This window comes from Thermomonas paludicola (genome assembly GCF_024498955.1).
GTDB classification, from domain to species: Bacteria; Pseudomonadota; Gammaproteobacteria; order Xanthomonadales; family Xanthomonadaceae; genus Thermomonas; species Thermomonas paludicola.
This window is the reverse complement of sequence record NZ_CP093311.1, coordinates 514,222-534,289: the sequence shown is the minus strand read 5'-3', so window position 1 is coordinate 534,289 and position 20,068 is coordinate 514,222. Positions and strand designations below refer to the sequence as shown.

20 protein-coding genes and 1 tRNA gene are annotated in these 20,068 nt (G+C 66.7%); 9 read left to right on the top strand and 12 right to left on the bottom strand.

What is annotated here, in order from left to right; translation table 11 throughout:
• The 7 genes from pth to LIW09_RS02450 all read right to left on the bottom strand — a co-directional run bounded on the left by pth (position 1) and on the right by LIW09_RS02450 (position 5,684).
• Positions 1–585, bottom strand: a complete 585-nt coding sequence (gene pth, locus LIW09_RS02480; protein ID WP_256646397.1) for an aminoacyl-tRNA hydrolase — start codon at positions 583–585, stop codon at positions 1–3.
• 60 nt (positions 586–645) lie between these two features.
• Positions 646–1,299, bottom strand: coding sequence for a 50S ribosomal protein L25/general stress protein Ctc (locus LIW09_RS02475; protein ID WP_256646396.1), 654 nt, complete (start codon positions 1,297–1,299; stop codon positions 646–648).
• Between the two features lie 114 nt (positions 1,300–1,413).
• The gene (locus tag LIW09_RS02470; RefSeq protein WP_256646395.1) at positions 1,414–2,373 is read right to left on the bottom strand and encodes a ribose-phosphate diphosphokinase; all 960 of its coding nucleotides are present in this window, start codon (positions 2,371–2,373) and stop codon (positions 1,414–1,416) included.
• 50 nt (positions 2,374–2,423) lie between these two features.
• Positions 2,424–2,499, bottom strand: a tRNA-Gln gene (locus LIW09_RS02465).
• A complete protein-coding gene (gene ispE, locus LIW09_RS02460) occupies positions 2,498–3,382 on the bottom strand; it encodes a 4-(cytidine 5'-diphospho)-2-C-methyl-D-erythritol kinase (RefSeq protein ID WP_425507907.1) in 885 nt (294 codons plus the stop codon). The genes LIW09_RS02465 and ispE overlap by 2 nt, the downstream gene beginning before the upstream one ends.
• Positions 3,367–4,011 carry an outer membrane lipoprotein LolB gene (locus LIW09_RS02455; RefSeq protein WP_256646393.1) on the bottom strand — a complete coding sequence of 215 codons (645 nt, stop codon included), beginning with the start codon at positions 4,009–4,011 and terminating at the stop codon, positions 3,367–3,369. Before LIW09_RS02455 ends, ispE begins: the two co-directional genes overlap by 16 nt.
• On the bottom strand, positions 4,008–5,684 hold the full coding sequence (locus tag LIW09_RS02450; protein ID WP_256646392.1) for a tetratricopeptide repeat protein: 1,677 nt from the start codon (positions 5,682–5,684) through the stop codon (positions 4,008–4,010). The genes LIW09_RS02455 and LIW09_RS02450 overlap by 4 nt, the downstream gene beginning before the upstream one ends.
• Positions 5,685–5,774: 90 nt before the next feature.
• On the opposite strand from LIW09_RS02450, the gene hemA reads away from it, so the two are divergent.
• From hemA to ppk2, 5 genes are all read left to right on the top strand, one after another.
• A complete protein-coding gene (gene hemA / locus LIW09_RS02445; protein ID WP_256646391.1) occupies positions 5,775–7,040 on the top strand; it encodes a glutamyl-tRNA reductase in 1,266 nt (421 codons plus the stop codon).
• Positions 7,037–8,125: a peptide chain release factor 1 gene (prfA, locus tag LIW09_RS02440; protein ID WP_256646390.1), complete on the top strand. Its 1,089-nt coding sequence runs from the start codon at positions 7,037–7,039 to the stop codon at positions 8,123–8,125. The genes hemA and prfA overlap by 4 nt, the downstream gene beginning before the upstream one ends.
• Before the next feature lie 91 nt (positions 8,126–8,216).
• Positions 8,217–8,663: a GNAT family N-acetyltransferase gene (locus LIW09_RS02435; RefSeq protein ID WP_256646389.1), complete on the top strand. Its 447-nt coding sequence runs from the start codon at positions 8,217–8,219 to the stop codon at positions 8,661–8,663.
• A gap of 67 nt (positions 8,664–8,730) precedes the next feature.
• Complete coding sequence (locus LIW09_RS02430; RefSeq protein WP_256646388.1) at positions 8,731–9,087, top strand: hypothetical protein; 357 nt, start codon at positions 8,731–8,733, stop codon at positions 9,085–9,087.
• Positions 9,084–9,860: a polyphosphate kinase 2 gene (gene ppk2 / locus LIW09_RS02425; RefSeq protein ID WP_256646387.1), complete on the top strand. Its 777-nt coding sequence runs from the start codon at positions 9,084–9,086 to the stop codon at positions 9,858–9,860. The genes LIW09_RS02430 and ppk2 overlap by 4 nt, the downstream gene beginning before the upstream one ends.
• Here ppk2 and LIW09_RS02420 read toward each other — a convergent pair.
• From LIW09_RS02420 to LIW09_RS02410, 3 genes are all read right to left on the bottom strand, one after another.
• The gene (locus tag LIW09_RS02420) at positions 9,850–11,607 is read right to left on the bottom strand and encodes a tetratricopeptide repeat protein (RefSeq protein ID WP_256646386.1); all 1,758 of its coding nucleotides are present in this window, start codon (positions 11,605–11,607) and stop codon (positions 9,850–9,852) included. The genes ppk2 and LIW09_RS02420 overlap by 11 nt on opposite strands.
• A 165-nt stretch (positions 11,608–11,772) precedes the next feature.
• A complete protein-coding gene (locus tag LIW09_RS02415) occupies positions 11,773–12,324 on the bottom strand; it encodes a TlpA family protein disulfide reductase (protein ID WP_256646385.1) in 552 nt (183 codons plus the stop codon).
• Positions 12,324–13,601: a YihY family inner membrane protein gene (locus LIW09_RS02410; protein ID WP_256646384.1), complete on the bottom strand. Its 1,278-nt coding sequence runs from the start codon at positions 13,599–13,601 to the stop codon at positions 12,324–12,326. The genes LIW09_RS02415 and LIW09_RS02410 overlap by 1 nt, the downstream gene beginning before the upstream one ends.
• A gap of 72 nt (positions 13,602–13,673) precedes the next feature.
• Here LIW09_RS02410 and wrbA point away from each other — a divergent pair, with 72 nt between their 5' ends.
• From wrbA to LIW09_RS02390, 4 genes are read left to right on the top strand one after another with little or no spacing between them, the layout of a single operon-like run.
• A complete protein-coding gene (wrbA, locus tag LIW09_RS02405; RefSeq protein WP_256646383.1) occupies positions 13,674–14,267 on the top strand; it encodes an NAD(P)H:quinone oxidoreductase in 594 nt (197 codons plus the stop codon).
• Positions 14,264–14,599, top strand: coding sequence for a DUF2069 domain-containing protein (locus tag LIW09_RS02400; RefSeq protein WP_256646382.1), 336 nt, complete (start codon positions 14,264–14,266; stop codon positions 14,597–14,599). Before wrbA ends, LIW09_RS02400 begins: the two co-directional genes overlap by 4 nt.
• Positions 14,600–14,616: 17 nt before the next feature.
• A complete protein-coding gene (locus LIW09_RS02395) occupies positions 14,617–16,173 on the top strand; it encodes a tetratricopeptide repeat-containing sulfotransferase family protein (protein ID WP_256646381.1) in 1,557 nt (518 codons plus the stop codon).
• Between the two features lie 41 nt (positions 16,174–16,214).
• On the top strand, positions 16,215–16,703 hold the full coding sequence (locus tag LIW09_RS02390) for an asparaginase domain-containing protein (protein WP_256646380.1): 489 nt from the start codon (positions 16,215–16,217) through the stop codon (positions 16,701–16,703).
• Between the two features lie 115 nt (positions 16,704–16,818).
• Here LIW09_RS02390 and LIW09_RS12665 read toward each other — a convergent pair whose 3' ends face one another.
• Entirely contained in the window at positions 16,819–19,017 is a 2,199-nt protein-coding gene (locus LIW09_RS12665) for a M4 family metallopeptidase (protein ID WP_275114555.1), read from the bottom strand.
• 436 nt (positions 19,018–19,453) lie between these two features.
• On the bottom strand, positions 19,454–20,005 hold the full coding sequence (gene sufT, locus LIW09_RS02375) for a putative Fe-S cluster assembly protein SufT (RefSeq protein WP_256646379.1): 552 nt from the start codon (positions 20,003–20,005) through the stop codon (positions 19,454–19,456).
• Positions 20,006–20,068: the final 63 nt, after the last annotated feature.

The following is a 20,068-nucleotide window of genomic DNA, read 5'->3' as shown; positions in this document are numbered from 1 at the left end:
TCATTGCGGACGCGGCGTATGCAACCGCGTCATCGCATCCTGATAGTTGCCCTGCACCGCCAGCGGCAGCGCATCGATCGCATCGCCAATGGCGCGCAGGATCAAGGCTTCGTCGGCACTGCCCGGCCGGCCCAGTACCCACGACGTCACTTTGTCCTTGTGCCCGGGATGGCCAATGCCAATCCGCAGGCGATGGAACTGGCCGTGCCCAAGCAGGCGGATGGTGTCGCGCAGGCCATTCTGGCCGCCATGCCCGCCGTCAAACTTCAATCGCGCAACGCCGGGGGAAAGATCCAGCTCGTCGTGCACCACCAGCATGTCGTCCGGTTCGATCTTCCAATAGCGCAACGCCGCCGCGATCGACTTGCCGGACAAATTCATGAACGTGGCGGGCTTCAGCAGCCACAACGCCTGCCCGGCAAACTCGAGCTTCGCGGTTTCGCCGAACAGCTTGCTTTCCAGGCCAAAGCGCACGCCAGCCTGCTGCGCCAGGGCGTCAATAAACCAGAACCCGGCGTTGTGCCGGGTTCGGGCGTGTTCGGCACCGGGATTGCCCAGCCCGACGATGAGGCGCAGTCCAGCCATTGCAATGGCACGAAGCAATGCGGGCAGCCCGCCGGCAAACGCCGGCGGGGCGCTTCGCGATTACTTCTCGTCCTTCTTGGACGCCTTCGTTGCCGGCACTTCGGCAGTTGCAGGGGCGCCAGCGGCTTCCACGTCTTCCTTGCCGTGCTTGGCAACCACCACGGCCACATCGTGTTCCTTGCCCAGCTTCAACGCGGGAAGTTCCACGCCCGCCGGAAGCTTCAGGTCGGACAGGTGAACCACCGCGCCGATCGCCAGGTCGGACAGATCGACCTCGATGGCGTTCGGCAGATCCTTCGGCAGGCAGCTGATTTCGACTTCGGTCAGCTCATGCATGACGACGACGCCACTGGTCTTGCCGGCCGGCGACACGTCCTGATTCAGGAAGTGCAGCTGCACCTTGGTGCGCAGGGCCTGGGCGGCATCCACACGCTGGAAGTCCAGATGCATGATCAGCTGCTTGTACGGATGGCGATGCATGTCGCGCAGCAGCACCTGCTCGACCTTGCCGCCGATGTCCAGGTTCAGGATCGACGAATAGAACCATTCGTGCTGGCTGGCGAGCCAGATCTGCTCATGCTCGATCTGGATGGACTGCGGGGCGGCGGTGCCGCCGTAAACGATGGCCGGGAGCTGGGCGGCACGACGCAGGCGGCGGCTCGCACCCTTCCCTCCGGCGTTGCGGCCAGTGGCCTTGATGGTGTGTTCGGACATTGGAATGACTCACTTTCGTTGCGATGGAACCGCCTCGCGGCGGTAAAAAACACTCACCCGCGACCAGGTGAGTGGAGATGTGTCGCCGGCACGCCGACGGCACGAAAACCGTTGTCAATCGACGTACAGCGAACTGACCGACTCGCCGAACGCCATGCGCCGAATGGTCTCCGCCAGCAACTCGGCCACGCTGAGCTGGCGAACCTTCGGGCACGCACTGGCGGCCGCCGACAGGGTGATGGTATCGGTGACCACCAGCTCATCGAGCGACGACTTGTTGAGGTTGTCGATCGCCGCGCCCGACAGCACCGGATGCACGCAGTAGGCCACGACCTTGCGCGCGCCGCGCTCTTTCAGCGCATTGGCAGCGGCGCACAACGTGCCGGCGGTATCCACGATGTCATCCACCAGCACGCAGGTCTTGCCTTCCACGTCACCGATGATGTTCATCACCGTGGCCACGTTGGCCTTGGGCCGGCGCTTGTCGATGATGGCCAGGTCGGCATCATCCAGGCGCTTGGCGATGGCGCGCGCGCGCACCACGCCGCCGACATCGGGCGATACCACGATCACGTTGTCGGTGCCGTGCGCGCGCCAGATGTCGGCCAGCAGCAACGGCGAGGCGTATACGTTGTCCACCGGCAGATCGAAGAAGCCCTGGATCTGGTCGGCATGCAGGTCCACGGTCAGCACGCGGTCGGTATTCACCGCGCTGAACATCTTGGCCGCCACCTTGGCCGTGATCGGCACGCGCGACGAGCGCGGGCGACGATCCTGGCGGGCATAGCCGAAATACGGCACCACCGCGGTGACACTGGCCGCCGAGGCGCGCTTGAGCGCGTCGATCAGCACCAGCAGCTCCATGAAATTCTCGGCGGTCGGCGCGTTCGTCGACTGGATGACGTACACCTCCTGGCGGCGCACGCTCTCCTCGATTTCCACCTGCACTTCGCCGTCGGAGAAGCGGCTGACCAGCGCCTTGCCAAGACGCACGCCAAGCTCGCGGCAGACGGCCTCCGCCAACGGCTTGTTGGCATTGCCCGAGAAGACCAGCAAGTTCGGATTGTCTTGCATGTTGGTGGCCGTGGTTGGAGGTGCGATGAACGGAGCGCCGAGGCGCGGATTGGCAGGGGCGGCAGGATTCGAACCTGCGAATGCCGGGATCAAAACCCGGTGCCTTAACCACTTGGCGACGCCCCTAGAAATGCAGTTCCACTGCATCCAGCAGCGGCGACCGTTCCGCCCCGCACGCCAGCCAGGCATTGATGCCCGGCGGCAGCGCGGCCAACGCCTGCCGTGCGGAATCGCGATCGGCGAACTCCACGAAACAGCCGCTCCCCGACCCCGTCAACCGCGGTGAACCGATACGCGCCAGCGCGCCGAACAGTGCCTCGACGGCGGGTTCGCGGCGGCGCAGTACCGGCTCGAACGCATTGCCGAGCTCGGTTCCGGAAAGGAAGCCCGCTATTGTCGTGGGTGACGCATCGCGCGTCAAATCAGGCGCCTGGAACAGCGCTGCGGTGGCGGCATGCACCGCAGGATGGGCCAACACATAGCACGCAGGCGGCAACGCGACAGGCACCAACTGCTCGCCCACGCCCTCCGCCCAGGCATTGCGCCCGCGCACGAACACCGGCACATCTGCTCCCAGCTTCAAGCCCAGCGCGGCCAGCCGATCGACCCCCAGGTGCAGGCCCCACAGCCGATCCAGCGCCACCAGGACAGTCGCCGCATCGGAGGAACCGCCGCCAAGACCCGCTCCTGCCGGAATGCGCTTTTCGATGCCGATATCGGCACCTTGTGGGCAATTCAATGAATTTTTCAGCAATTTAGCAGCACGCACCAGCAAATCGTCGGCCTCCGCGACTCCCGGCGCACCGTCGCCAATGCGGACGATGACGCCATCGCTGCGCGGGCGCAGGAACACGGTGTCGCCCCAGTCCAGCAGGCGGAACACGGTCTGCAGCGCGTGATAGCCATCCGCGCGCCGCCCGGTGATGTGCAAGAACAGGTTCAGCTTGGCCGGGGCCGGCCATGCGGTCCAGCCGGCACTGGCGGGAAATGCGCTCACTCCTCGCCCCATCGATCCACGATCAGGCGCACGCGATCACTGCCGCGTTGCGCATCGATTCGCGAGGGCATGGGGATCGAGGCCGCCGGGCCCGGTTTCCACCCATCGAAAGCAATGACCCAGCCTGCCTGCGCGATCCGCCGTGGCAACAGGTCCGCACCGTACTCGACGCGCGCCGGGCCAAAACGCGCGATGTCGGCCGCCGCCGCGCGCAGCCAGCATCCCAGGGCACTGATCGGGATGTCCCAACCCGTGGCGTCCCGCAGCAGGCGGGCGGCATCCATGTCGCGCCGGGGACCTTCGGGCAAGCCATGCAGCACGGCACCCTGCGAATCGGCATCCAGCACCCAGCCCTGCCGGGTCACCGGCGCCGACAGCTGCAGGTGCACGCTGCCGGCACCTTGCAGCCACTCGATTCGCCCGCTGCCGCCCTGCTTTCCATTGGACAAGGCCACGCGTCCGTCCATCGACCAGGCCGGCGCCATGCAGTCGCCAGACGCCAGCCCCAACGCGTCGGCGCGCAGGCGCTGCGCGGCAGTTGCAACCTCGGCGTCTGCCGCTGGCGCCGGCTCCGTGCCCGGCGCCAGCGTCTGGCAGCCGGCCAGCAGCACGGCCAGCGCAGCGCAGACCAACCGCTTCACGCACCAGTCTCCTGCAGCGCGCGCTGCAGCGAACGATTGTCGGGCTCCAGCTTGCGCGCCTCTTCAAAATAGCGGCGCGCCTCGTCCTTCTGGCCCAGTGCCCACAGCACCAGGCCGAGGTGGCTGGCAATGTCCGGGTCTTTCTGCAGGGCGTAGGCATGGCGCAAGTGACCCAGTGCCTCGCGCGACTTGCCCAGGCGGAACAAGACCCAGCCATAGCTGTCGATGATCGCGGCATTGCCCGGGTCGGCCACGCGCGCGCGATCAATCAGCTCCAGCGCCTCGCGGAAACGCCGGGTGCGGTCGGCCAGGGTGTAGCCCAGTGCGTTGAGCGCAGCCACGTTGTCGGGGGCAATCACCAGCACGCGGCGCAGATCGGCCTCGGACTTGCCGATGTCATCGAGGCGCTCCCACATCAGCGCGCGCGCGTAAAGCAGCTCGATGTTGTCGGCAAACGCAGCCAGGCCCCGCGCATACGCGTCCTGCTCGGCAGCGGGATTCTTGTCGATCCGCTGCAGATCGGCCTCCATCAGATAGCCGTCGCGGCGCGTGTCGTCGTCCAGCACCGCATCCGACTGGATCGCCCGCAGGGCGGCGATGGCGTCCGTGCCGCGCCCCATCGCGTGCAATACATACGCAGTTCGCAGCCGCGTCAGGCCCTGCGCGCTCTGCCCGGGAACATTGGCATACCAGTCCAGCGCTTCGTCGAATCGACCAAGCAGTTCGGCCAGCTGGCCCAGCAACAGCCGGCGTGCCGGATTGGGCTCGGTCGCGCCCCGCTTGAGCTCGGCGTACAGCGCAGCCAGCCCCGCCTTGTCCCCCGCCTTGTCCAGCAGCGCGGCGCGTTGCCGGTAGCTGTCGTCATCCTGCGGGCCGCGAGACAGCACTTCTGCGGCCTTGCCGGGATCACCCGCCGCGTCGTATTCACCGGCAAGCGCCCAGCGCAAGGTCGGCGACAGTCGCGCCGGATCTTCCAATCCGTCCAGCACCGTGCGCGCCTCGGCCAGCCTGCCGACTTCGCGCAACCATTGCGCGCGCAGCAGCGCGACCCTCGGCTCACCGGGAAAACGCGCAACCACCTGCCGGATGATGGCGTCCACCAGCTTGGGCTGCTCCAGCCGCTGCGCCAGCCCGCCCAACCCCAGCCAGGCTTGCAGTTCATCGGGAAACTGGTCGCGCTGGACGATTTCGCCCATCAGCGCCACCACCAGCGCCTGCTGCTTGCCCACCGCGCCCATCAATGCGGTCAGGGCGGGGCGCCAGCCATCCGGCTCGGCCAACAACGCGCGCAATTCACGCCGCGCCTGGCGCTTCTGCCCCGCGCGCAGGGCAAGCGTGGTGGCCACCATTTGCCTGGCTGGCGTCGCTTGCGGCGCCAGCGTGCTCCACGTGGCGTACGCCTGGCGCGCCAGCGCATCCTCATCCGCCAGCAGGGCGATGCGCGTGGCGCGCTCCGCCAGTACCGGATCCTGCGCAGCAAGCGCGGCTTGCAGATAATGGCGCGCGGCGTCGGGCAAATGGCCGTCCTGCAGGGCGAATTCACCCGCCAAACTGGCCTCCAACGGATCAATCCGCGCCGGAGCGGCCACCTGGCCGGCCACGACGACCGGAATCCAGACGTGGAGCGCAACCAGCAGAAGCAAGCGCAGGCCAGAACGTTGCAGGATGGGCATGGAAGGGGTCGGTACAATGTCGGGCTGGGCCCGCAGCTTAGCGCAGGCTCCTGAACGAATTCGCGAAACCTTGCCAACCCGCCCATCCACATGAATCTGTACGTCCTTGGCATCAACCACCAGACCGCGCCGGTTGCCCTGCGCGAGCGGGTGGCATTTGCCCCGGACGCGCTGGCACCGGCGCTGGCCTCGCTGCACGGCCTGCCGCAGGTGCATGAGGCAGTCCTGCTGTCCACCTGCAATCGCACCGAGCTCTACGCCCACGTCGAGGGCGACGGCACCTTGCTCGCCGACTGGCTGGCCGCGCATCCGGGCGCCGGCAGCGACCTGCACGCCTACCTTTACCGCCACTGCGACGTCGACGCCGTGCGCCATCTGTTCCGGGTCGCCAGCGGGCTGGATTCACTGGTACTGGGCGAGCCGCAGATCCTCGGCCAGGTGAAACAGGCATGGACGATCTCTCGCCAGGCAGGCACCCTCGGCGGACAGCTGGATCGGCTGTTCCAGCAGGCGTTCGCCACCGCCAAGCGGGCACGTACCGATACCCGCATCGGCGCCAACCCGGTCTCGGTGGCGTCCACGGCGGTGCGGCTGGCACAGGACAATTTCGCGCGCCTCGATGACTCCACGGTGCTGTTGATTGGCGCGGGTGAAACCATCGAACTGGCCGCGCGCCACCTGGCCGACGCCGGGGTGCAGCGCTTGCTGGTCGCCAACCGCACGTTGGCGCACGCGCAGGCGCTGGCCAGTCGCCACGGCGGTATCGCGCTGCCGCTGGACGATCTGGACAAGCATCTGGCCGAAGCCGACATCGTGATCTCCGCCACCGCCGCGCGCACGCCCATCCTGCATCGCGCGCAGGTCGAGCACGCGCTGCGCGCACGCAGGCATCGCCCCATGTTGTTGCTGGACCTGGCAGTGCCGCGCGACATCGACCACGACGTCTCCGGCCTGCGCGACGTGTTCCTGTACACCGTGGACGACCTGGAACGCGTGATCGAAGACAACCGTCGCGGCCGACGCGAAGCCGCCGAACAGGCCGAAGCCATCGTCGAGCTGCAAACCGCGCGCTTCATCGAACAATGGCAGGCCAGCGGTCGACAACAACCCCTGCTGCAGCTGCGCGCACATGGCGACGCGGCGCGCATGGATGCATTGGCCAAGGCGCGCCAGCAACTGGCGGCCGGCATGCCGGCGGAGCAGGCGCTGGAACTGCTGGCGCACACCCTGACCAATCGCCTGTTGCATGCACCCACGGTGGCGCTGCGGGAAGCGGCACGCAGCGGCGACGTCGAATTGACGCGCGCGGCCGAGAAGCTGTTCCCGAAATCCGGCATGGATGAACCCGACGCATGACGCCCGCCCTGCGTCGCAAACTGGAAGCGCTGCTGGAACGGCGCGAGGAAGTCGAGCACCTGCTTGCCGACCCCGCCGTCGCCGCCGATCAACACCGCTTCCGCAGCCTCTCGCGCGAATTCGCCAGCCTGCAGCCGGTGGCCGACGCGCTGGCGGCGGAAGCGCGTGCGCGCGCCGACCTGGCCGCCGCGCAGGCGATGCGGGCCGACCCGGAACTGCGCGAGCTGGCCGACGACGAGATCGACGCCGCCAGCGCGCGCCTGCAGCAGCTGGAAGGCGAACTGCTGGCGCAACTGGTGCCCAAGGACGCCCGCGACGACGGCGGCCTGTACCTGGAAGTGCGCGCCGGCACCGGCGGCGACGAGGCCGCGCTCTTCGCCGGCGACTTGTTCCGCATGTATGCGCGCTATGCAGAGCGCAACGGCTGGCGGGTGGAAATCGAATCCGCCAACCCCGGCGAGCACGGCGGCTACAAGGAGATCGTTGCACGCATCGAGGGCGACGGCGCCTACGCCAGGCTGAAGTACGAATCCGGCACCCACCGCGTGCAGCGCGTGCCGGCCACGGAATCGCAGGGCCGCATCCACACCTCGGCGGCGACGGTGGCGATCATCGCCCTGGAAGCCGACGGCGAGACCGACATCACCATCAATCCCGCCGACCTGAAGGTGGACACCTTCCGCAGTTCCGGCGCCGGCGGCCAGCACGTCAACAAGACCGAGTCGGCGATCCGCATCACCCACGTCCCCACCGGCGTGGTGGTGGAATCGCAGACCGAGCGCAGCCAGCACGCCAACCGCGACAAGGCGATGAAGCGCCTGCAGGCGATGCTGGTGGAAGCCGAGCTGGACAAGCGCGCCGCCGCCACCGCCGCCGACCGCAAGCTGCAAGTCGGCAGCGGCGACCGCAGCCAGCGCATCCGCACCTACAACTTCCCGCAAGGGCGCATCACCGATCACCGCGTGGAAGGGCTGACCCTGTACGACCTGCCCAACATCCTCGAAGGCGATCTGGACCCGCTGGTGACCCGTCTGCAGCAGGAGCAGCAGGCCGAGGCGCTGGCGCAATTGGCGCGTGAAGCGTGAGCCAGGCACCCGTGCGCGTGGCCGCGCGCCTGCCCATCGACCGGAACACCGCCTGCCTGCCTGCGCGGGCATGACGAACAAGGGATCACCCATGACCACATCCATTTCCCGCGCCGGCCCGGCCGATCTCGACGCGCTGGCGGCGCTGTTCGACGCCTACCGCCAGTTCTACGGGCAACCCGCCGACCTTCCCCGTGCCCGGCAATGGCTGCGCGAACGCCTGCGCTTCGGTGAGTCGGTGGTGCTGGTGGCCAGGCGCGCCGGGGCCATCGCCGGCTTCGCCCAGCTGTATCCGATGTTCTCCTCGGTGCGCACCGCCAGGACCTGGATCCTCAACGATCTGTACGTGGATGCCGCGACGCGCCGCGCCGGCGTGGCCCGCACGTTGCTGGACGCCGCCGCCGCGTTCGCGCGCGCCGATGGCGCCGCCGGAATCGCGCTGGAAACGGCGCTCGACAATGTCCCGGCACGCGCGCTGTATCGGGCCGCCGGCTGGCAGGAAGACGCGACCCAGTGGTATTCGCTCGCGCTCGACTGAGCAAACAGGTGCGGCGGGCCGGAGCCCGATCTACACTCGGCCTTCGCCAGCCCGCAAAGGAACGCTGATGTCGATCGACACCACCCTGCGACTGCTCAGCAAGGCCAGCGGCCTGGGCGTCGCCGACATCGCCACCGCCATCCCGCGCGCCGGCATCAACACCGTCAATGCCTGGCTGAGAGGCGACAAGCTGCCCGGCAAGGAGCAGGTCACCGAGCTTGCGCGCATGTTCGGGGTGCCCGCGGGCACCCTGCTGGGCGAATTGGCCAGCACCCTCGACCCGGCCCGCAGCAAAGGCGAACACCAGCTGCTGGCGGCCTATCGCAGCTTGAGCAGCAAGCAGCAGGGCGCGCTGCTGGAAGTTGCGCGCAGCATGCAGCCCGGCCCCCCGGCCAAACCAGCCAAGCGAGCACCGAAGCGATGAGCAAGCTCAAGCGCAGCGAGTACGAAGCCCTGCTGGAACCCATGCAGCTTGAACTCGTGGCGCTTGCGCGCTGGCTGCAAGCCACCGGCAAGCGCCTGGTGGTGTTGGTCGAGGGGCGCGACACCGCCGGCAAGGGCGGCGTGATCGACGCCATCAGCGAACACATCAATCCGCGCCAGTGCCGGATCGTCGCCCTGCCCAAGCCCAACGACCGCGAGCAATCGCAATGGTATTTCCAACGCTATGTCGCGCATCTGCCCGCCGCTGGCGAACTGGTCCTGTTCGATCGCAGCTGGTACAACCGCGCCGGCGTCGAAAAGGTCATGGGCTACGCCAGCGACGCGCAGGTCAAGGCATTCCTGCGGCAGGCGCCGGTGTTCGAGCAGCAACTGGTCGATGACGGCATCCTGCTGTTCAAGTATTGGCTGTGCTGCGACCAGGAGCAGCAGGAAAAACGCTTCGCGCAACGCCACGACGATCCGCTGAAAGGCTGGAAACTGTCGCCGATCGACCTCAAGGCGCGCGAGCTGTACGCGGAATACACGCATGCGCGCGAAGCCATGCTCAAGGCCACGCACACGGACATCGCACCGTGGACGCTGGTCGACTTCAACGACCAGAAACTGGGCCGCCTGACCCTGATCCGCAACCTCCTGGACCGGCTGCCGGATACCCGCATCGCCTCCCCCGTGACCGCCCTTCCAGCGCTGCCCGGCGAGCCGGCCAAAGAGCACTACGGCACGCTCAAGCCCATCCAGGCGTTCACGGTGTAAGCGCGGTGGCCGGCAGCCCGGCCTGCTTCACCAGCGCCAGATAGCGCGGATCCTTGCGATAGCGGAGCAGTTGCGCGTCATACAGGAGCGTTTGCATTCCCGGGTCGCGGGCCTGCCACGCACGCTGCAGCCATTCGAACATCGCGTCGGGCTGCCCGCTTGCCGCATACACCTGGGCGATCTGGAACGCCCAGCCGCTGGGATAGCGCTGCAGGCAGGTTTGCAAGGCCGCCGCAGCCGCTGCACGATCCGCACCGACCTGGGTGGCCAATGCCAGCGCAAAATCGTGCCACGCGCCCGCCGGCTCGGCCGCGGCGGCGCTTGATGCAGCACCGGCGTCCTTGCGCAGCACCTCGATGTTCGCCAGCAAATAGTGGTTGTAGATCGCGTTCGGCTCCAGCGCGATGGCCTTGTCGATTGCCTGCCGGGCCTCATCCAGACGCCCCAGCGGCATCAGGTATGCCACCAGCCAGCGATAGATGAGGGCATTGCGCGGATCCAGCGTCAGCGCCCGGCGAGTCAATTCCACCGCCTGCCGCAAATCGCCCTGGCTGGCCAGCACCACGCCCAGCTGGAACAGCGCATCGCCGTTCTCGGGCTCCAGCTGCACGGCGCGCTTGAGCTCCGCCTCCCCGCCCTGCCAGTTGAAATCGCGCACCATCAGCAACATGCCGCGCGCGACATGGGTCGAGGCCTGCGTCGGCGCCAGCCGCATCGCCTGCGCAACGGCGGCGTCTGCCTGGGTGAACGCCACGGCGGCATCGTTCTCGGGCATGCCGCCGGAAACCGCATCGATCAGCGTGCGCGCCTTCATCGACCACGCCAGCGCATAGTCCGGGTCCAGCTGGAGCGCGCGGTCGAACTGGGCGATCGCTTCCTGCGTATCGGTGGAGGCCTGCGCCTTCATGTACGCGGCATAGGCCTCCAGATTGCCACTGGGCGGGCGGTCGCCCTGCCGTGCATGCGCTTGCGCTGGCTGCAGCCGCGCCTTCAGCGCCCCGGCAACCTCGCCCACGATCTGATCTTGCAGCGCGAACAGGTCCTTGTAGGGGCGGTCATAACTGCTCGCCCACAGCGTGCTGCCATCGGAGGCGCGAATCAGGCTGGCGCTGATGCGCACCGTGTCGCCCATCCGGCGCACGCTGCCTTCCAGAAGATTGGCCACGCCCAGGCGGGCGGCAATGCCCCGGCTGTCATCCTGCTTGTCGCGGAACTGGAACGAGGATTTGCGATTGATGACGCGCAGCCCGTCCACCTGCGACAGCGTGATGATGAAGCCTTCCGACAGGCCATCGGAAAAATACTGCTGTTCCTTGTCACCGCTCTCGTTGTCGAACGGCAGCACCGCGATGGAATTGTCAGCGGGAATGGCCGCAGCCACCGCGGGCCCGGGGGCGGTTCGCTCCAGAAAGCGATCGGTCAGCAACAGCACCACCGCAATCGCCAGCACGCCGATGATGACCATGTCGATTTTGCGATGCGACTGTCCCGCCCGCACTTCCGGCGAAATTTCACTCTCGCGCTTGATGCCGCTGGAGGTGAGTTCGTAGAACCACGAGAACGTCACCCAGAACGGGAAACCGATCGCACTGGCGATCACGAACCAGCGCGTGGCCTGTTCCGGCGCGCCCAGCTCCGGGCCCAGTTGGGCAATGCCCTGCGCCAATGCCCACACCGCGCCGAGATACAGCACGGCCGCACGGAACACGTTGCGCCGTTTCAATTCCCCGATGAAGTTGCCGATCATGCCCTGCCCGATTCATCCCATCCGCGATTGCCCGACAGCAGGTGATGCACGCGTGTGCTTTGCATGGCCCCCTGCCCCTTGCTGCAAGACAACGAACTCCCCGCCTGCAAACGGACATCGCGAAGCGGCGCGCGAAGCGGACATCACCAAACGCGCGCGCCCACCTCAGCCCGCCTTCGGACCACCGAAGCGGGCAATGTCATCTTCCAGCATGCGCGCGGTGACCGGGCCGGTGTACCTGCGCGCCAACGTGCCATCCGGCCGAATCAGCCAGCTGGTGGGCAAGCCACGCGGCGCACCAAAATCCCTGGGCGGGTCGTACACATCGATCAGCGCGATCGGATACATCACCGGGCGCGCCTTCAGGAACGCACGCAGCTCGTCCGCGGTCGTCTCCTCGTACGCCAGGCCGATCACCACGATGTACTGGCGCATGGCCGCCAGAGCCGACAGTTCCGGCATTTCCTGCAAGCACGGGCCGCACCAGGTGGCCCAGTAGTTGACGACCACCCATTTCCCGCGCTGCTGCGCAAGGTCGAACCCCGCACCTTCCAGCGTGGTGACCTGCAGTGAGGGACGCTGGCCCACCGCGACCGGCTGCGCCTGCGCTGCCGGCTTCGCAGCAGCGGCCTGCGGCGCGGTCGGCGCGCTGTCGGACGCCGGCTTGCATGACGCCAGCGCCAGCAACAACGGCAGCGCGAAATTTCGAATTCGCATCAGGCTCGATTCTCCAGGACGCTTGCAAATACACTCGACACGGGTTGCTCAAGCAGGTCGTGCAGCGGCGCACGCAGCTTTTCCACGCTGCCCGCCACCGCCGCACCCAGCGCATCATCGGGCTGCGCCACCCGCATGCCGGCCATCGGAATGCGCAGCTGCCCAGCCTCGTACAATTCAATCAGCCGCACCTCATCCAGATCCCGCGCCAGCAGCCAGGCCCCGCCCTCCGCAGGCTGCAACAGGTTGATTTGCGCCATCCGGCCCAGCAAATTCTGCACCATGCTGTCGGTCAGGCTTGGCTCAAGCTGCAGGATTTGTTCGCTGCTCAGGCCATTGCCGTGCACGCGCGCCTGCTGGAAGCGCCCCAGCATCCGCAGCAAGCCATACAGCTCGTGCCCGTGCGGCAGACGCAGGGCTTTGGGCTGGTAGCGGAAGGCCGACATCGACGACGCGAACGATGCACCGAACAGGATCGACACCCAGCTCAGGTAGATCCACAACATCACGATGGGCACCAGCGCCACCGCTCCGTAAATCTTCTGGTACGAGTCAAAGCTGCCCAGGTAAAGCCCCAGCCCGGATTTGACACCTTCAAACAACAGCATCGACAGCAGCGCGCCGGCAAGCGCATGCCGCCAAGCCACGGTGCGATGCGGCACCAGCTTGAACACGGCGGCAAACGCAAGCAGCTCGATGCCCATCGGCGCCAGCCGCAGCATCAGCGCTTCCAGCCAGCGCCCCGGCAGGGTTTCGAAGATCGACAATGCGAAAAAGCGGGTCGACAGCGCCAGGCTGGCCGCCGCAACCAGTGTCCCCAGCGTCAAGACCGTCCAATAGACCAGGAAGCGGCCAATCTTCGGGCGCGCGGTGGGCACCCGCCAGATGCGATTGAAGATGGACTCCACGCCGCCCAGCGTCACCAGCAGTGAAATGATCAGCGCCAGCGCGCCCGCCGTGGTCAGCGAACCGGTATTGGACGAAAAATCAGTGAGGTATCCCGACACCGCCCGCGCCGCGCGCGGCACGAAGTTGGCGAAAATGTAACCGCTGAGGCGATCGCTCCAGGCGTCGAATACCGGGAAGGCGGACAACACCCCGAATGCCACCATGGTCAGCGGCACCAGGGCAAACGCCGTGGTGTAAGACAGCGCGCCGGCGGCTTCGAACAGGCGGTCGTCGAGGAAGCGGCGCAGCACGAAACGCAGGAAGCTGCCCGCACGCGCGGGGTCGCGCAGGCGCGCGCTCCAACGATAAATAGAATCCAGCGGCTCCATGCGGGAAGCGTAACCGATGCCAAGGGCGCGCTGCTTGGATATGCTGCCGCATTCCTTGCCCGATTCCCGCACATGCCCGAGATCCTGGTCCTGTATTACAGCCGCGGCGGTTCGGTGGCGCAGCTGGCGCGACAGATCGCGCGTGGCATCCACGAGGTGGAAGGCATGCAGGCACGACTGCGCACGCTGCCCCCGGTCGCGCCGGTGACCGAAATCGCAGCCCCCCCCGAGCCTGATGAGGGCGCGCCCTATGTCGTGAAGCGCGACCTGGAGGAATGCGCCGGCCTGCTGCTGGGAAGCCCCACCCGTTTCGGCAACATGGCCGCACCGGTGAAGCATTTCATCGACACGCTTGGCGCCGAATGGGCCAGCGGCACGCTGGTCGGCAAGCCGGCCGGCGTGTTCACCGCCACTGCCACCCTGCACGGCGGGCAGGAGTCCACCCTGCTGACCATGCTGGTGCCGCTGCTGCACCACGGCTGCGTGATCACCGGCATCCCGTTTACCGAAGCCGCCCTCAACACGACCCGTAGCGGCGGCACGCCGTATGGCGCCAGCCACGTGGCGGGTGCGCAGGATGATCCCCATTTGAGTGATGACGAAGCCACATTGGCGCGCGCGCTGGGACGACGCGTGGCGCAGTTGGCGAAGCGGCTGCAGGCGTGAGCGCCCAACGCTACCTGGCCACCTGCCTGTTCGCGCTGGCGGCGCTGTTCATCGGCTGGTCGCTGGCGCATACGCATACGCTGGCGGGGCTGCTGGCCTTCGCTCTGCCGCCTGCCCTGCTGGGCATCGCCGCCCTGCTGGGCTGGCATCGCACCGGCTTTACCGCGGCCATGCTGGCCCTGCTCTGGTTCAGTCACGCGGTAATGCTGCTGTGGTCAGAGCCCGCCGCACGCGGCTGGGCCACGGGCGAAACCGTGTTGGCGCTGCTGGTCATCCATGCCGCCTGCCTGCCCGGTTATCGCGCACGCTGCGAACGTCGCCAAACCACCTGATGAACGCGGATCCGCGCATGGCCGGGCTTGCCCCGGAGGTTGCCGCGATGGTGCACGCCGGCGCACGCGCGCTGCGCGATGGCAATGCCGGGCGCGCAAACGCCCTGCTCGATCAAGCCTGCCAGCTAGCCCCGGCACACCCCGAGCCCCTTCGCTATCTGGCCATCTTGCAGTTGCACACGCAACGCGCGCCACTCGCGATGGCGACCCTGCAGCGCGCGCTGGCATTGGCGCCCGCTGACCCCCTGCTGCACTCCGACCTGGGCACGGCGCAGTCGGCCTGCGGCGCGGGCGATGCCGCCCTGGCAAGTTGGCGACGCGCCTGCGCGCTGGACCCGGGCCAGGCGATGGCCTGGTTCAACCTTGGCAGGAACCTGCAGCAGCGCGGTGAAACTGCAGGCGCCATCGAGGCCTTGGAGCAGGCCACCAACCTCGCACCGGATCTGCTTCCCGCGCTCCTGTTACTGGGGGATGCGCTGACCCATGCCGGCCGCTTCGAGTCCGCCGCCCTGCGCTACCACGACGCGCTGCGCCTGCACCCGGCCTGCGGCGACGCCTGGCGCGGACTGTCCAACATCAAGACCGTGGCATTGGCCGATGCCGACGCCACGCTGTTGCAGGCGCAACTGCGGCGACACGACATCGCCGACAGCGACCGCGTGGCGATGGGACACGCGCTGGGCAAGCTGGAAGAAGATCGAGGGCGATTGGACGCCGCATTTGCGGCGTTCGCCGACGCCAATGCGCTGCAAAAACGGCTGACGCCGTGGCGCGCGCAGGCATTTTGGCACTATGTCGAGCAGGCGCTTGCCGCATCCGCAGCGCTGCCGGCCCCGGTCGATCCAACCCTTGGCCATGACGTCATTTTCATCGTCGGCCTGCCGCGCTCCGGCTCCACCCTGTTCGAACAAATCCTGGCGGCACATCCGCAAGTCGAAGGCGCAAGCGAGTTGCCGGATCTGGGCATCGTCCTGCAGCAGGAGTCGCAGCGGCTCGGCATCGCCTACCCGCACTGGGTCGCGCAGGCCGGCCCCGACGACTGGCATCGGCTCGGGCACGCGTATCTGCAACGCACCGCAGCGTGGCGCTCACGGCGCCCACGCTTCACCGACAAACAGCCTGACAACTGGAAACACGCCGGCATCCTGCGTGCGATGCTGCCGGCCGCAACAGTGATCGAAACCCGGCGCGACCCGCTGGAAACCGCTTGGTCGTGCTTCAAGCAGCAGTTCTACAGCCAGCCGCACTTCGCCAACGATCTGCACGACATCGCCACCGTCCTGCAGGTAAGCCAGCGCGCCATGGACATCTGGCGCACGCGCGCCCCGACGCGCATCCACTTGCATCACTACGAAGCACTGTTGGCGATGCCGGAGGACCGCATCCATGCCCTGCTGGACGACTGCGGGCTGGCGTTCGACCCGGCCAGCCTGGACTTCCACCTGGCCCAGCGCAGCGTGCGCACCGCCAGCGCCGCGCAGGTACGCCAGCCACTGCGCGGCGACACCGCGCGTGCGCGGGCTTACGGCACGCTGCTCGACCCGCTGCGCAAGGCACTGGCCACGTTTCCATAGGCCGGGTTCCATCCCCCCGACATTCAGCGGAAAATGCGCGCATGGACAATCTACTCATCGTCACCACCGGCGGCACCATCGACAAGATCTACTTCGATGACAAGTCCGATTACCAGATCGGCGAGCCGCAGATCGGCATGATCCTGCGCGAACTCGGCGTGACCTTCCGCTTCAACGTGATCCCGATCCTGCGCAAGGACTCGCTGCACATCACCGACGACGACCGCGAACTGATCCGCGCCACCATCGCCGCCCAGCCTACCCGCCACGTGCTGGTCACCCACGGCACCGACTCGATGGTGGCCACCGGCAAGGTGCTGCAATCCATCCCGGGCAAGACCATCGTCATGACCGGGGCACTCAGCCCGGCGCGCTTCCGCGGCTCGGACGCCGAATTCAACATCGGCTGCGCGATCGGTGCGGTGCAGTCGCTGCCCGATGGCGTGTACATCGCCATGAACGGGCGCATCTGGGACCCGCTGAAGGTGCGCAAGAACGTCGAGGCCAATCGCTTCGAAACCACTGACTGAGCAAGCCAGGGCCTCGCACACCGGGCCGGCATTCGCGCGACGACAATTCCCGGACAAAAAAACCCCGGCCGAAGCCGGGGTTCCAGTTTCAACACCACTGGTTTTTGGAAACCGATCAGTTGGTGCCGGTCGTCAGCACCACGCCGGAGAAGGTCGAATACGCGCGCACCTTGATGTAGTAGGTGGTCGCGGTGGTCGGCTTCAGCGTGCAGGTCTCGTTGTTGCCGGACAGGTACGGGCGGCAGGTGTAGCTGCTGGTGGTCGGCGCGCTGCCGGACTGCACGTACAGGTCGGCATCGCCGGTGCCGCCGGAGATCGCGATGGTGGCGGTCTTTCCGGCAGCCACGGCCATCGTGTAGGTCGAAGACCAGCTGCCGCTGCTCACCGTCGGCAAATTGGTGGTGGTGCTGCCACCGCCACCGCCGCCACCGGTGCTGTAGTCACCCAGCAGGCTGACCCCGGAGAACGCCGAATACGCCTTCATCCGCACGTAGTAGGTGCCGGCCGAGGGCGCCGCGATGGTGCAGCTTTCGGCATTGCCGGACTTGTACGGGCGGCAGTCGTAGGAGCTGTCGGTCGGCGTGCTGCCGAACTTGACGTACATGTCGGCATCGCCGGTGCCACCGGACATGGTGAAGACCAGGTTGCTGGCACCCGACGGCACCTGCAGGGTATAGACCACTTCGCTGCCAGTGCTGGCCGACAAGCCACTGACCGTGACGCCCTTGGTCAACGCGCCACCGGTGCTGCCGCCACCGCCACCGCCGCCACCCGCGCAGCTCACGCCCACGCCGGCGAACGCCGAGGTGACGTCGGCCACGGAGAACCCGAGGTCGGCCGCTGCAGTCTGCACGCCGCACGCACCCTGGTTGAAGGTGCTGCTGGCCGTCCAGTACAGATCATTGGCACGTGCGAACGCCTGGAACGCGGTCTTGGTGTTCCAGCCAGCCTTGGTCGCCAGCAGGTAGAACGCCTTGTTGTACACGCCGGAGGTGTAGTGCACGTCCATGCTGCTGGTGTAGTCGGCCGCGTTGTCGATCGAGCCACCGTCGGCCGGCGGGTTGTTCATGTAACGCAGCGCGCCCGAACCCTTGTAGATGTCCTTGCCGACCTGCCAGTCATTGCTGCCGCGCGAGAAGTACTCGGCCGCTTCACCCGCCATGTCGGAGAACGACTCGTTCATGCCGCCGGACTGGCCGGAATAGGTCAGCCCCGAGTTCTGCTCGGTGAACCCATGCGAAATCTCGTGCGAGGTCACGTCCAGGCTGACCAGCGGATAGAACGTGCTGGCGCCATCGCCGAAATACATCGCGGTGCCGTCCCAGAACGCGTTTTCGTAGCTGGACTTGTAATGCACCTTCATGACCATCTGGATGGTCAACGGCGGGCGACCAATGTAGGACTGGTACATGTCATAGATCACGCTGCCGAAGTAGTGCGCATCATTCATCGGCGAATACGCGCCGTTGATGGCCTTCACCGTGTTGCGCGGGCAGGTGTACGAGAACGCGGTGGAACCCGAGGTGCCGCCATTGAGGTTGACCGTCTTCACCTTGCTGTTGCTCAAGGTGCAGGTGGTACCGCTCTGGGTGACATCCAGATACCCGTAATTGGTGCCGTATTCGTACTGCCCGGTCTTGGCGTTGCCGCCGGGGCCGGTTCCCACCAACGCGTGCTGCAGGTTCTCCCACTGCTTGATGACCTTGCCGCTGATCGCATCGATCATCAGCATCGGACGCGTGGGCGCGCCGGCCAGCGAATCGGCGTAGAACGTCACCGCGTAGGCCAGGTGGCCGCGGCCGGCGTCGTCGATGAAGATCACCAGATCCGACTTCTCGTTGCTGGTCAGCATGCCCGCGATGCCGTTGCCCAGCACGGCGCGCTTGCCGGCGACCAGCGCCGCGGCCTTGCTGAACTTCGGCGTGGTGGAGGCGATATCGCGCTCCAGCCCGCTGAACTGGTTGCCGAACATGGTGCGGACATTGCCCGCGCGGTCTTCGCTGACCACGATGCCCTGGCCGAAGATCGGAATGCCGCGCCAGGCTTGGTCATAGCGGTAATTGCGGATGCCGCGATCCTGACGCGTGGCGCGCATCAGCAGGGTTTCGCTGGCGTCGGCGCGCAGGAACTGCTCGTGGCGGCGATGTGCCATGGTGGCCACGCCCTGGGTGGCGGTGGTGGTGCTGTATTGCTGGCGCAGCTGGTTGATGTTGCGCTGGTGAAGGTCGGACCTGTCGGCCGCCTGCGCGCCGGCGGCGGCGAGCGAAAGCAGGATGGCGGCGCTGAGGACATTGGCGGTACGTGAACGGATCACTTGGCATTACCCCTGGGTTGTTGGTTGGTTTGCCGCAACGCGGCTTTGGACAAGCAACGACACCTCCCGCCCGCGTGCCCCCGACGTCAATCGTCGTGTGTTTGCATCGCGAACGTCGCAAGGGAAGCTGAACAGAACCCAAGCGATCGGCGACGATTGGGCGGAATTGCCCCACTCAGCAACAACCAATGGGAATACGCATATAGCGTATGGCTATATGCAAGACAAAACTCCAATGAAATCAAAGTTTCAGAAGATACTGTTTGCGCGTTTGCCGCGCGAAAAACCCGGCCTGGGGCGGGTCTGTGGCGCTGCCATGCTGCGACGCAGCGAAGATTTGCGGTGACGCGAAGCGTCACAATGTGACCGAAGCGGTCTGGGCAAAACGTCATGGAAACACGCGTCAGCGCACATCCTCGGCGTGCGCTGGTTCGCTTCAGAACATCCCGGTTTCCAGACGCGCCACGTCGGACATCATTCCCTGGTTCCACGGCGGATCGAACACCAGCTCGATGTCGGTGTCCTGCACGGTCGGGATTTTCTCCAGCTTGCTGCGCACGTCGTCGATCAGGATCTCACCCATGCCGCAGCCCGGCGCCGTGAGCGTCATTCGCACCCTGACCCCGCGCCCGCCGGCTTCCGGCGGATACAGCTCGGCGACATAGACCAAGCCAAGATCCACGATGTTGACCGGGATTTCAGGATCAAAGCAGGTGCGCAGCTGATCCCAGACCACGCGCTCCACATCCTCGTCGGTCGCGCCCTCCGGCAATTCCAGCGGCTCCGCAGGCTGCTTGCCGATGGCGTCGCCATCTTCGCCGGCGATGCGCATCAGATTGCCTTCCACGAACACCGTCCAGCTGCCACCCAATGCTTGCGTGATGTAACCCACGGTGCCGACGGGCAAGGTGACTTCATCGCCCTGCGGGACGAGGACGGCGGCGCAATCGCGCTCGAAACGGACGGGTTCGCTGCTGCGTGAGTACATGGAATGGTGCGCCTTGCTGAATCCGTACCATTCTAGTCCCAATCACGTTGCCGGTCAGCCGCT